This window comes from Paenibacillus sp. FSL R5-0378, from assembly GCF_038009285.1.
GTDB classification, from domain to species: Bacteria; Bacillota; Bacilli; order Paenibacillales; family Paenibacillaceae; genus Paenibacillus_AQ; species Paenibacillus_AQ favisporus.
Genome location: NZ_JBBPAY010000001.1, coordinates 5,800,231 through 5,812,327, shown reverse-complemented (window position 1 = coordinate 5,812,327; position 12,097 = coordinate 5,800,231). Strand labels below are relative to the sequence as shown.

Below are 12,097 nucleotides of genomic sequence, written 5' to 3'. Positions count from 1 at the left end.
CCACATCGACCAGCAAGGGTTACAGCGTATTTACGTGCCCTTGCTCAAGGAAGGTCATTTCTCCGGTTTTTCCTACAAACTCGTCTTTATTATCCGCATAATGCATCAATCGGATCATACGCTGAACCGGCTCCGGCAGCGAAAGCAGCTCACTGAGCGTCGTATGCACCTCGCCCGGTCCTTCCAGCTGGACCTCGTGCAGGATCGTATCACAGCCGCGTTCCCCTACGAGCTTGTCCAGCAGCCCAGGGTCGAAGGTCATGTCCGCGCTGTAGAAAATCCGGCCGTTAATATAGAGGGAGAAGCTGTCTTTGCCCGGAATGTGGCGGTTCGGGATGAGCTCCAGCTCGATTTGCTCCGACAGGCGGCAGGGAACTCCCGGCTGAAGCGTATGTACATCGAAGGCGTCCTCGAGGCAGGTGATTTGGCCGGGTTGGGACAGACCGCCCTTCAGCGTGTGCTCCCACAGCACATCACGCAAAGCTTCCGCGATATAAAGCTTCATTTTGCGATGGTACGCATATTTCATCTGGAAGGCAAGCTCCTCCAGGCCGCCGACATGATCGCCATGAATATGGGTGATCAGCACGGCATCCAAGTCATTAAACGTTTTGCCCAGTTGGTGAAGGGCGAGGGGGGCCGTAATTCCGCAATCGATCAGCAAAGTGAACGACCCGTCCCCGAGCAGGGCATTATTGTTGAAATACTTTTTGGCAAAAGCGCTGCCTGTCCCCAGCATCTGAAGCTGCAAGCTCATCGGTTGATCCTCCTGTGAATGAGCGGCATGCCGAGCATGCCGTTCGTATTTTTTTCTTTCATTATACACCACAGTTCCCAATTTCCATCTACCCCCATAATATGCTGTAAACGCGCGAAATGGGGTTTTGTCATGGCGAAGGGAAAAAGCAAAAAACCGGCACAAGCCAAAGGGGAAAAGGTCATTCGAGGCATGAGGCTCGTGACCTCCGACGTATGCGAGGCCTGTAAAACGCCCTGTGCCCGGGGAATGGCGTACGCGGCACGGATGAGAGTTCCGGGTGCGATCGGCAAAGGGGTGCCCTGTATTTTAACCAAGAAATAAGGAGAGAAATTAGTAACTGAACCAAAATTTGGAGCTATAGTCCCACAAGGTGGGGCTTTTTTTGTATTCCTGGAACAAAATTCCTTCACTTTTGAGAAAAAATGTGAGTTTTGCCCGTATGGACAGCGCAACTTGCGTTTGTACTTTTCGTATATACATACAACATCACGATGGAAATGGAGGGAAACGAACAAGATGAATTGGAAGAAAGTTATGGTATGCGTATTCGCCTTTTCCCTGATGGGGGGTTCTGTGTTTGCAGATTCAATTACCCAAAAAGTCAGGGTGTGGATGAACGGCAAGGAAATCCAGGACGGCGGTTATATCATCGACGGCAAAACCTATGTCCCGATTCGGGAGTTTGACGGGGTCGTAAAGTTTAATTCAGATACGAACAAGGTTGAATTCATTAAGCCTAACGTACATATATTTCTGTTTAATGGAGATACCGTCTTCGGTAACGTCAATAAAGGGAAGCTCAAGTTTAACGTATTCTGCCAGGTGGACAGCCTATCGGACGATGTGGCGAGCGTAAAGGTGGCTATTACAGATCCTTCGGGAAAGATCAAGGATATCCAGTCTCAGGACGTGAGCGGCAGCCAGAAGGATAATTTCTGGTTCCGGACTTACGATTTTACGTATGATTTCAGCAGCGCGGGCAAATATAAAGTGGGGTTCTACATTAAAGCCACCAAGACCAGCGATTACGTCCTCGTATCGCAAAAAGTGATCACTGCGCTGAACTGACAACCCCAAGGAGGATAAATTGACCAGATCATGCGGACGTGATACGATACGGTGGTATGATCCATTCCAACCATAAGTGAGGTTTTTGTTAAAATGAGCGATCACAAGCATGAACACGGCGAAGCCTGCAATCATGATCATGACCATGATCACGAGCATGAGGAATTTGTTCTGACGCTGACAGATGAGAACGGCAAAGACGTGGAAATGGTTCTTGTCGAAACATTCGATGTAGGCGAGAACGTTTATGCACTGCTGCTGGAACGTGAGAATCCTGAAGCGGACGGCATCATCCTTCGCGTCGAGGAAGAGGACGAGGAAATGATGCTTTACAATATTGAAGACGAAGAAGAATGGAACAAAGTGGAAGCCGCTTATAACGAGCTGGTTGCCCAGTTGGACCAGGAGTAATCCTTTTCGCCACAAGCCCTACACCAAGAAACCCCCGAACCGCAGCGAAAGCGGGACCGGGGGTTTCTTTTTTTGGTGCAGGCGGTAAACAGCCGCGCGTATTAAAAAATCGGATCGGTTTCCACAATGACCTTGACGTTTTGGATATACCGGTCTTCCGGTCCTTTTACCGGCAGCCCGACGTCCACATGGTCGACGATGTAATCGATATTGTCTTGGGAGATAACCTCTCCCGGAAGAAGGATCGGAATGCCCGGCGGATACACATAAATAAACTCGGCGATAATGCGTCCGGCCGATTCCTTGAACGGAATGACTTCCGTATCCCCGTAGAAGGCATCCCTTGGAATGAGGGACAGCTGCGGAATTTCCGGAATTTTAACAACCAGCTCGTTGGCTGTGTTTACATTATAATAGGTCTGTGCCAGCTCGCGGAGCGCATTCACCAGGATGGAGATGGTCTCCTCGTTATCCCCTGGCGTAATCAGGCACAGGATGTTGTACATGTCGCTCAGCTCGACTTCGATATTATACTTTTCGCGAAGCCAGTTTTCGGTCTCATAACCGGTGATGCCCAGGTGGCGGACATGGATGGTCAGCTTGGTCGGATCATAATCGTAAGTCGCTTCCCCGCCGAGAATTTCCTTGCCGAAGCAGTAGAGACCTTCAATTTCATTGATTTGCTTGCGGGCGGACTGCGCCATGTCGATGGCACTTTGGGCCATGGCATATCCGTTCAGCGCCAGGTTCCGTCTTGAGGTATCCAGCGAAGCGAGCAAAATGTAGGAAGTCGACGTCGTGGTCAGCATACTGATGATCGTTTGCACGCGCTGCGGATTGACATAGCCGTTCTTCGTGTTCAAATTCAACACGGAGCTCTGCGTCATGGAGCCGCCCAGCTTATGCACGCTCGTCGCGGCCATATCCGCTCCGGCATCCATAGCGGACATCGGCAGTTCCGGATGGAAATGGGTCAGCACGCCGTGGGCTTCGTCCACGAGGACGGGTACATGCCGGCTGTGGGCGAGGTCCACGATCTCCTTCAGATTGGCGGAGACGCCGAAGTACGTCGGATTAATGACGAGAACCGCCTTGGTGTCCGGATGACGGTCCAAGGCCCGCTGCACGGAGCGGACGGTAATGCCGTGGTCGATCCCTAAATTTTCGTCGCGGGCCGGCGAAACGAAGACGGGCTTGGCACCGGAGAAAATAATCGCGGACATGACCGACTTATGGACATTCCGGGGAACGATGATTTTGTCGCCGGGAGAGCACATCGTCAGAATCATGGTCATGATCGCGCCGCTGGTCCCCTGTACGCTGAAATACGTGTAATCGGCGCCGAAGGCGTCAGCAGCCAGAATCTGGGCTTCCTCGATGACGCCCGTCGGCTGGTGAAGGTCGTCCAGCGGGGCAATATTGATCAGATCTATAGAGAGGGCGTTATCGCCGATAAATTCTCTGAATTCGGTATCGGTCCCCATTCCCTTCTTGTGGCCGGGAATATGGAACTGAACGGGATTTTTTGCCGCGTGCTGTGTGAGTGCTGTAAATAAAGGGGTACGGCTATGGTCCATGTATGCTGTCACAACCTTTCATCTGTTAAAATTACAAAGCTCAGTATAGCAAATCGGGGGGCGAATGCAAGCGGCTTTTTGACCCTGTGAAAATCTCGTCCCCATATGGGGTACACTATTAGTATAGACCATACTGCTGGGAGGATTCGCACAAACCAAAATAGGGAAGTGGTGAAACGCGTGTCGCAAATAACGGAAGCGGCGGCAGCCCGCCGGCTGATTTCGCCCTTTTTCATCGGGCTGCTGACGATTCTATTTCTCGTGGAATTTATGAAAGGGTCGCTTTTGGTGGCCATTTTGCCGGTTTATATGAAAAACTCGCTCGGTCTCGGCGCCCATACGATCGGTCTCGCTTTTTCCCTTCAATATATCGGAGACAACCTGTTCCGCAGCCCGTCGGGCTGGATCGCCGAGCGGCTGGGGTACCGCAGAACGCTGACAGGGGCGCTGGTGCTGACCATCGTCGCGGTTGGCATGATCGCCTTCTTATCCGGCGCAGGCTGGCTGTCGCTTGCCTGTTTTATTCTTGGGGTAGGCACTTCGCCGCTGTGGCCATGCGCCATGACCGGGACGACGGCCATTTCGGGTCCGAGAGGCAACAGCGGACAAATGATCGGCATGCTTGAGATCGCTTCGCTGGGCGGAACAGGCGCAGGACCGATCGTCATGAATTTTTTGATGGACCGTACGAACAAAAACTATCAGACGCTATTTTTTATCCTTATCGGCTGCTGCATCATCGTAGTTCTGGTTGCATTGCTCCTCCCGGGAAGAGTCAAGGCCAATGGGCAGGGGATGGAAAGAAGGACGGAATCTGCGAGGGGGGTCCTTCCCCAACTGCTCGGGAAGGTGAATCATCTTTTTGCCAGCATCCGCAAGACGCTGTACGAAATCAGGCACAACCTGAAGGTCAGCTGGCTGGTATTTCCGGCGCTGTTTCTCCAATCCTTCGTCATCGGGCTGCTCAGCCCGGTGATCACGCTGTACGTTCAAAATGAGCTGCACCTGTCTCCAAATATGTACAGCCTGCTGCTGATCGCGGGCGGAGGCATTACGGTGCTGGCGATCATTCCATGCGGGAAGCTGGTCGACCGGTTCGGAACCGCCCCCTTCCTGAATGCCGGGTTTCTGCTGGCGGCTATTTCCCTCATCATGTTCTCGGCGGTGCGCTCGCTGCCGGTTGTGTTCGCCACCGTAGGCGTGGTGGGCATCAGCTATGCCATGATCCTGCCTGCCTGGAATACCTTTGTATCGACACATGTGCCGAAAGGCGAGCGGGGAGCGGTCTGGGGATTTTTCCTCACCCTCCAGGGCTCGGGCATGGTTGTCGGGCCGATCGTTTCAGGTCAGCTCTGGGACCGTATCGGGCATTCGGTGCCTTTTGTCGCCAGCAGCATCGTCATGGCCGTGCTGTTTGTGATCCACCTCGTTTTGTCGCGCAAAAAGCGGGCAGAGGCGCAGTAACAAACAAAAAAAAGGATAGGGTGCCAGCGCGCTTATGCGTACCGGCTGCTCTATCCTTTAATATTTGACTGCACCGTAAGCGGCGGTTAGAACGCCATTTTATACAGCGGCAGCAGCTGTTCAAAGGTGGAATGAATGACGGACACCAATTGGTCTCTGTCCTCCAGCACGGGATCCCCTTTTTCAATCCGGAGTCCGCACAGCACCTCGGATTTTTTGACGTTCTTCAGCTTGTCCGCCATTTTGGCGAAGTCTGCGGCCGTCATTTCAGACTGCGGGGTAAAGCCGGGATCCATATGGTCCATCGACCAATAGAACGTTTTGGGGAGCTTTTTGACAGCCGCGATTCCTTTCTTCCCTTCCAGATGATCGGCGAATACCGACTTGTTCGTGCTCTCGTAAATGATCGCAAAGATGATGAACAGATGCGTGCCGAACATGCCCACCTGAAAATGGGGGAGGGCTTTGTAGCCGCGTTTGTTGGCCGCCCAAGCCACCCAGGTATCGTTCGGCGGGTTTACCGTCCGGCGGGCATGCTTGGCCACGTGAACGAACATTTCCTCTCCGCAAAGCGCGGACAGGAAGGGTACGATTTCGCTGCCTAATATTTCAAGTTTGGGGCGAACCCGCTCAATGAGCACTTCCATCCGGGGCTCCAGTCCCTCCACATTAAACACTTCAAAATCCTGCGCGTTAAATCCTGCAAACGGCATTCTTGCTGCCTCCTCCATCCAAATGCGTGTTGAATTTTTGTCCCATTATACCACAATCCGCGGCGGATCTTTAATTGGCAGGGCTTCCGGCCGGTCTTTTCCGTTTGATGCTGCGCCCTGTCGGGTAAAAATAGTCAATAAACCAAGTTACCGTTACATAGGATAAAGTATAAAATATAGCAAAGCTGTTTAGCCATCAGCTTGATAACGAAGCTGAAGAATCACCGGCCGATTCCAGCCCGCCGGTCTTAAGAAGCGGGAGAAGGAAATAGCCAAAGGCGGTCCAATTTTGAAGGAGGGAGTGCCGTGAATAAGAGCTATGAAGTGGAATACTGCAATTTGGAGCTTCGGTTTAACCGGCGGCATATTCAGGACCTGATCAAGGATTTGATTCAAGACGGCTATTCGTTGTACTGGAGCGAAAACGAAACCCTGTTCATCATCTCCGTCCGAACGGGGCGCAAACTCGTCAAGCTGCGGTTTAACCGGACGAAAAACGGTTATAAGATGGTTGGGGATTACACGATCCGGGACGCCAAGCTGGCGGAATGGATGGAGAAGCTGATCGAGGATACCCGCGGTCATGCGATCGTCAAACGTTTCAAGGACCGCCAAATTCTGATCGAGAGCATTCTATTCGGCGAGGTGATCCGGCTTGTCGAAATTTCAGGCTATCAGCAAAAAGTATTGTATCAGAAGGGTCCTTTTATGACGGAGCAGGAGATTTCCAAAATGTATTTCTCCAAAGAGGGCGACCTGCGCCTGCAGCTCCTGAGGCTTGAGCTGGATGACGAGCTGGAGCGCCTGTACGAGGCGATGCAGGCTGGAGATGCCGAAAAAGCGGAGAAAAGCAAGGAGAAGCTCGCCGCCTTGTCCAAGGATTTAATGATGCTTGAATGGTAACTTACCTTTTGTACGACAATAGAATGGAAGATCGTTCATAAACACCTCGGATGCGCTGCGGGGTGTTTTATCACGGGCAGCTGACTGCCGAACCCGGACTTCACTTTCACGCGTAAACACGTTAAAATAGGCTTGTTCTAAAATTTTCATCAAAAAATCGCAAAGAATGGAGAAAAAACATATGTCGAAACAACAAATTGGTGTCATCGGCCTTGCTGTCATGGGCAAAAATCTGGCACTCAACATTGAGAGCAGAGGCTTCACCGTTTCCGTGTTTAACCGCTCTCCAGAAAAAACGCATGATCTTTTGAAGGAAGCCGAAGGAAAAAATCTGACGGGGACTTTCTCGATTGAGGAATTTGTGAACTCGCTGGAAACACCGCGAAAAATTTTAATTATGGTACAAGCCGGCAAGGCGACCGACGCCACGATCGAGCAGCTGGTGCCTCACTTGGACGAAGGGGACATCATCATCGACGGAGGCAACGCGTACTTCCCGGATACACAGCGCCGCAGCGCGGAGCTGGAAGCAAAAGGACTGCGCTTTATCGGGACAGGCGTATCCGGCGGGGAAGAGGGAGCTCTGAAGGGACCTTCCATTATGCCTGGGGGACAAAGAAGCGCCTACGAACTGGTGGAACCGATTCTGACGGCGATTTCCGCCAAAGTGAACGGGGAGCCTTGCTGTACATATATCGGACCGGACGGTGCCGGACATTACGTAAAAATGGTGCATAACGGCATCGAATACGGCGACATGCAGCTGATCTGTGAAGCTTACCAGCTTCTGAAGGATACGCTGGATTTGAGCGCCGAAGAACTGCATGAAATTTTCTCCGACTGGAACAAGGGCGAGCTCGACAGCTACCTGATCGAAATTACGGCCGATATTTTCGCGCAAAAGGATCCGGAGACGGGCAAACCGATGGTGGACGTTATTTTGGACTCAGCCGGCCAAAAAGGCACGGGCAAGTGGACAAGCCAAAGCTCCCTGGATTTGGGCGTGCCGCTGTCTATGATCACGGAATCCGTATTCTCCCGCTTCCTGTCGGCCATGAAGGAAGAACGCGTAGAAGCGAGCAAAATTTTGAACGGCCCGAAAAAAGCACCGTTCCAAGGAGACAAAGCCGAGTTTATCGAGAACGTCCGCAAGGCGCTGTTTGCAAGTAAAATCGTATCCTACGCCCAAGGCTTCGCGCAGCTGCGCGTCGCTTCCGACGAGTACGGCTGGGATCTGCAGTACGGCAACCTGGCGAAAATCTGGCGCGGCGGCTGCATTATCCGCTCCCGCTTCCTGCAGAACATCACCGACGCCTACGAGAAAGATCCGGGCCTGAAAAACCTGCTTCTGGACCCGTTCTTCAAGGACATCATCGAGAACTACCAGGAAGCATGGCGTACGACGGTAGCGACGGCCGTGGCTCAAGGCGTTCCGGTTCCCGGCTTTGCCAGCGCCCTGGCCTATTTCGACAGCTACCGCACGGAGCGGCTGCCGGCGAACCTGCTTCAGGCGCAGCGCGATTACTTCGGGGCCCACACGTTCAAGCGCGTGGACAAGGAAGGCGTCTTCCATCACAACTGGATTCAGGAGTAATCGTTACTTGGGGGAGCCGCTTCGTTTTCTCCGCTCTGGAAAAGACCGTGCATCGCCTCCAGCAGGCAGACGCGGATCCTCTCGTTGTCGAGCCCTTGGGCAGATGACCGGCTGAGCAGGAGGACGGCGGCCTCGCCGAAATATTGAAAATTGCGCATTAGACGTGGCTTGGGAAGCTCCAGCAGGGCTGGATCTTTCTGGGCCACTTTTTTTTGGACGTAATGAAGCACCCAGAGCAGATCGTCCCGGCACAAAATGTGCTGGGGATCGAAAATTTGCTCTATCCGTTTGGGGCCTCCTAGTAAAGGGCTATGGGAATCATGCATGGCTCCTCTCGACCACTCCTCATATTCTACTGGTTATCAAGTTGATGTATGTATATGATAGAGTTCCTGCAAATAGACTTGCAGGCGAAGGACGGCATTGTCGAAAGTTTTTGGCCTGTGTTATGATATGTAGCAAGTAACGGCATGGGCAGCAGCAAGTGCAAAAAGGGGTGTTCTATTGAACCGGACTAAACAAAATATTATCTTGATCGGTATGATGGGCACGGGCAAGTCAACCGTCGGCGATCTGCTGGCTATGGAGCTCGGATACCGGCTGATCGATCTGGATGCCGCCGTTGTGGAAAAGGTCGGCATGACGATCCCGGAGATCTTCGAGCGGCATGGCGAGCCGCATTTCCGCGAGCTCGAGAACGAGACGCTGCGGCAGGTGCTCGACTCCGGAGAAGGAGTGATCGTCGCCACGGGAGGCGGCGCGGTGCTGCGCCCGGACAACTGCGAGCTGATGCTGCAGGGCGGTCTCGTCGTGGCGCTCACCGCGGATGCGGAGCATATTATTGCCAGGGTCCAAGGAGACCGGAACCGGCCGCTGCTTGCGGGCAATGCGGAGGAGCGGGTGAGAGCGCTGCTTGAGGTGCGGAGAGACGCATATCGCTTTGCCCACTGCACGGTGGACACATCGGGCCTTGCGGCGGAAGAAGTCATGCGTGCAATTTTAGCGCATTACCGCGTCTAAGCTTATCTCTGTGAAAAGCAGCAGCAGCCTGACCGGGGTCAAGCTGCTGCTGCAGTAGCTTAGGTTGCGGAAGGGCATCCAAGCCATAACTTCCCTTTGTGGGGATGATGTTTTTCGGGGCACCCCGCAAAGTACCTGAATAGGCATCGAAGCGAAAGCTTCACTTTGTGGGGATAATGTTTTCGGGGCTCCCCGCAAAGTACCTGAATAGGCATCGAAGCAAAAGCTTCACTTTGTGGGGATTATTCTTCTTCTTCCTCGTTCCATTGAAGCATGCCGCCGACCATGTTGACGCAGTCGATGCCGTGCTGCGACAGGTACTGGCAGGCGCGCATGCTGCGGCCGCCGCTGCGGCAGATCATGATGACTTCGCCGTCTCTCGGGATTTCGTCCAGACGGGCGGGGATTTCACCCAGCGGGATATGCTTGGCGCCGCTGATCATGCCCTGGGCCACTTCATCGTCCTCACGGACGTCGATCATCTGCAGGGACTCGCCGGCAAGCAGGCGGCGTCTCACCTCAGAAGGCTCTATTTCACGAAACATTGACAATGTTAAAACCTCTTTTCGACTGTAATCATACTGTTCATCACCTATGATAACCAAGCAGTAAATCGGCTGTCAATCCGGACAGACCCGCGGGAAGAGCCATACTACCGACTAGTGCAAAGGAGATTACACATGGACATGATCGTACATCCGACTCCCCGGCTGAGCGGGGAAATCGGAGCTCTCTCATCCAAAAACTATACGACCCGCTACCTGCTGGTGGCGGCGCTGGCCGAAGGGACAAGCACGGTATACTTCCCGGCTCACAGCGAGGACAGCGACGCCATGCGCCGCTGTATCCAGGACCTCGGCGCCACGCTCGTCGAAGACGACGAGAAGGCCGTCATTACCGGCTTCGGCAGGCATCCGCGTGACGTCAAGGAGCTGAACGTAGGCAACGCCGGCGCGGTGCTGCGCTTCCTGATGGGGACCGCCGCCCTCTGTCCGGAGGTGACGTTCGTCAATACGTATCCGGACTCGCTGGGCAAGCGCCCGCACGACGACCTGATCACTGCGCTTGAGCAAATCGGCGTGCAGGTGGAGCACAACAACGGGCGCCTGCCGATCACGATTCGAGGCGGGCAGGCGAAAGGCGGCCGAATTACGGTATCGGGCGAAGTAAGCTCGCAGTACTTGAGCTCTCTGCTGTTCCTGACGCCGCTGCTGGCGGAGGACAGCGAGATTGAGGTGACGGGCGACCTGAAATCGAAAGTCGTCATCGGTCAGACGCTGGAAGTGCTGGAGCAGGCAGGGATCGTCATTCATGCCAGCGACGACTACACGCATTTCCGCGTTCCCGGCAACCAGTCCTATCAGGCGAAAACCTATACCGTTCAGGGCGACTACCCCGGATCGGCGGCGGTGCTGGCCGCGGCAGCGGTCACGGAATCGGACGTGCTGATCAAGCGCCTGCCGGTGCAGAGCAAGCAGGGAGAGCGCGCGGTTGTCGACGTGCTTCAGATGATGCAGACTCCCCTGACGCATGAGAACGACGAAGTTCATGTTCGCGGCAACGGGAAGCTCAAAGCCGTCGAGTTTGACGGGGACGCAGCCACGGATGCCGTGCTGGCCATGGTGGCGGCCGCCGTGTTTGCGGAAGGAACCTCCCGCTTCTATAACGTGGAAAATTTGCGCTACAAGGAATGCGACCGCATCACCGATTACCTGGCTGAGCTGCGCAAAGCCGGGGCCAACGTGGAGGAGCGCCAGGCGGAGATCATCGTCCACGGGCGGCCGGAAGGGGTCGAGGGGGGCGTCGAGATCAACGCCCATTACGACCACCGGGTCATCATGGCGCTGACCATCGTCGGCTTGCGCTCCAAGCAGCCGCTGCGGATCAAGGACGCACACCACGTCGCCAAATCGTATCCGCAGTTCTTCGACCATATGAAGGCGCTTGGCGCCCAGGTGGAATGGGTAAAGTAACTCATAAGTTATAAGTACAAGTAAATCCGATCTTGAAGAAAAAAAGAGCAAAGGCGGGATGAACGATGTCATTTGAAAATCCGACCCGGGAAGAAATCAAGGAAATTCTGGAGCAGGCCGGCAACATTGCGGTCGTCGGCCTGTCCGACAAGCCGGACCGCACTTCTTATATGATTGCGGAAGCGATGCAGCAGCGCGGCTACCGGATCATTCCCGTGAACCCGACCGTTCAGGGAACCATCCTTGGCGAAACGGTCTACGCCTCGCTGAAAGACATTCCCGAACCCGTCGATATTGTCGATGTGTTCCGGCGCAGCGAATACTGCGCGGACGTGGCCAGGGAGGCTGCCGACATCGGCGCGCGGGTACTGTGGCTGCAGCTCGGCGTTGTCAACGATGAAGCCGCCAGCATCGGCGAAGAGAACGGCATGCGGGTCATTATGGACCGCTGCATCAAGGTTGAGGACTCCGTTACCCGGCCGAACCGTCCCGGCCAAAAGAACGGATAATACCTTCACTGAATACGAGGCAAGAAAGGGCCGTGCAGAGCAATCTGCAGGTCCTTTTTTCTTTTTGACAAAAAGTTGAACAACGCGTACCATTTTAAATATGTG

14 protein-coding genes are annotated in these 12,097 nt (G+C 54.0%); 9 read left to right on the top strand and 5 right to left on the bottom strand.

Annotation, left to right across the window (positions count from 1 at the left end; translation table 11 throughout):
* Nucleotides 1-19 precede the first annotated feature (19 nt).
* Nucleotides 20-757 (bottom strand): MBL fold metallo-hydrolase, encoded by a 738-nt coding sequence (locus tag MKY74_RS26970; RefSeq protein WP_076169890.1) that lies wholly within the window; start codon nt 755-757, stop codon nt 20-22.
* 132 nt (nt 758-889) lie between these two features.
* Here MKY74_RS26970 and MKY74_RS26965 point away from each other — a divergent pair, with 132 nt between their 5' ends.
* From MKY74_RS26965 to MKY74_RS26955, 3 genes are all read left to right on the top strand, one after another.
* Nucleotides 890-1,081, top strand: a complete 192-nt coding sequence (locus MKY74_RS26965; protein WP_076169891.1) for a hypothetical protein — start codon at nt 890-892, stop codon at nt 1,079-1,081.
* 195 nt (nt 1,082-1,276) lie between these two features.
* Nucleotides 1,277-1,828, top strand: a complete 552-nt coding sequence (locus MKY74_RS26960; RefSeq protein WP_076169892.1) for a copper amine oxidase — start codon at nt 1,277-1,279, stop codon at nt 1,826-1,828.
* A 93-nt stretch (nt 1,829-1,921) separates the two neighbouring features.
* Nucleotides 1,922-2,239: a DUF1292 domain-containing protein gene (locus MKY74_RS26955; RefSeq protein WP_076169893.1), complete on the top strand. Its 318-nt coding sequence runs from the start codon at nt 1,922-1,924 to the stop codon at nt 2,237-2,239.
* Nucleotides 2,240-2,340: 101 nt separating this feature from the next.
* Here MKY74_RS26955 and MKY74_RS26950 read toward each other — a convergent pair whose 3' ends face one another.
* Nucleotides 2,341-3,816, bottom strand: coding sequence for an aminotransferase class I/II-fold pyridoxal phosphate-dependent enzyme (locus MKY74_RS26950; RefSeq protein WP_076169894.1), 1,476 nt, complete (start codon nt 3,814-3,816; stop codon nt 2,341-2,343).
* A 180-nt stretch (nt 3,817-3,996) separates the two neighbouring features.
* Here MKY74_RS26950 and MKY74_RS26945 point away from each other — a divergent pair, with 180 nt between their 5' ends.
* Entirely contained in the window at nt 3,997-5,280 is a 1,284-nt protein-coding gene (locus MKY74_RS26945) for an MFS transporter (protein WP_076170156.1), read from the top strand.
* An 86-nt stretch (nt 5,281-5,366) separates the two neighbouring features.
* On the opposite strand, the gene MKY74_RS26940 is transcribed toward MKY74_RS26945, so the two are convergent.
* On the bottom strand, nt 5,367-5,993 hold the full coding sequence (locus MKY74_RS26940) for a YktB family protein (protein ID WP_076169895.1): 627 nt from the start codon (nt 5,991-5,993) through the stop codon (nt 5,367-5,369).
* A gap of 306 nt (nt 5,994-6,299) precedes the next feature.
* Here MKY74_RS26940 and MKY74_RS26935 point away from each other — a divergent pair, with 306 nt between their 5' ends.
* Nucleotides 6,300-6,896 (top strand): hypothetical protein, encoded by a 597-nt coding sequence (locus tag MKY74_RS26935; RefSeq protein WP_076169896.1) that lies wholly within the window; start codon nt 6,300-6,302, stop codon nt 6,894-6,896.
* A gap of 181 nt (nt 6,897-7,077) precedes the next feature.
* Nucleotides 7,078-8,490 (top strand): NADP-dependent phosphogluconate dehydrogenase, encoded by a 1,413-nt coding sequence (gndA, locus tag MKY74_RS26930; protein WP_076169897.1) that lies wholly within the window; start codon nt 7,078-7,080, stop codon nt 8,488-8,490.
* On the opposite strand, the gene MKY74_RS26925 is transcribed toward gndA, so the two are convergent.
* The gene (locus MKY74_RS26925; protein WP_076169898.1) at nt 8,481-8,816 is read right to left on the bottom strand and encodes a hypothetical protein; all 336 of its coding nucleotides are present in this window, start codon (nt 8,814-8,816) and stop codon (nt 8,481-8,483) included. The two genes, gndA and MKY74_RS26925, sit on opposite strands and share 10 nt — an antisense overlap.
* Nucleotides 8,817-8,994: 178 nt before the next feature.
* Between MKY74_RS26925 and MKY74_RS26920 the strand changes: the two genes are divergently transcribed.
* The gene (locus MKY74_RS26920; RefSeq protein ID WP_244169252.1) at nt 8,995-9,510 is read left to right on the top strand and encodes a shikimate kinase; all 516 of its coding nucleotides are present in this window, start codon (nt 8,995-8,997) and stop codon (nt 9,508-9,510) included.
* 242 nt (nt 9,511-9,752) lie between these two features.
* Here the strand turns inward: MKY74_RS26920 and MKY74_RS26915 are convergent, their stop codons facing one another.
* Nucleotides 9,753-10,055, bottom strand: coding sequence for a rhodanese-like domain-containing protein (locus MKY74_RS26915; protein ID WP_076169899.1), 303 nt, complete (start codon nt 10,053-10,055; stop codon nt 9,753-9,755).
* Nucleotides 10,056-10,190: 135 nt separating this feature from the next.
* Here MKY74_RS26915 and aroA point away from each other — a divergent pair, with 135 nt between their 5' ends.
* Both aroA and MKY74_RS26905 read left to right on the top strand, forming a co-directional pair.
* Nucleotides 10,191-11,483, top strand: coding sequence for a 3-phosphoshikimate 1-carboxyvinyltransferase (aroA, locus tag MKY74_RS26910; protein ID WP_076169900.1), 1,293 nt, complete (start codon nt 10,191-10,193; stop codon nt 11,481-11,483).
* Nucleotides 11,484-11,548: 65 nt separating this feature from the next.
* A complete protein-coding gene (locus MKY74_RS26905) occupies nt 11,549-11,992 on the top strand; it encodes a CoA-binding protein (RefSeq protein ID WP_076169901.1) in 444 nt (147 codons plus the stop codon).
* Nucleotides 11,993-12,097: the final 105 nt, after the last annotated feature.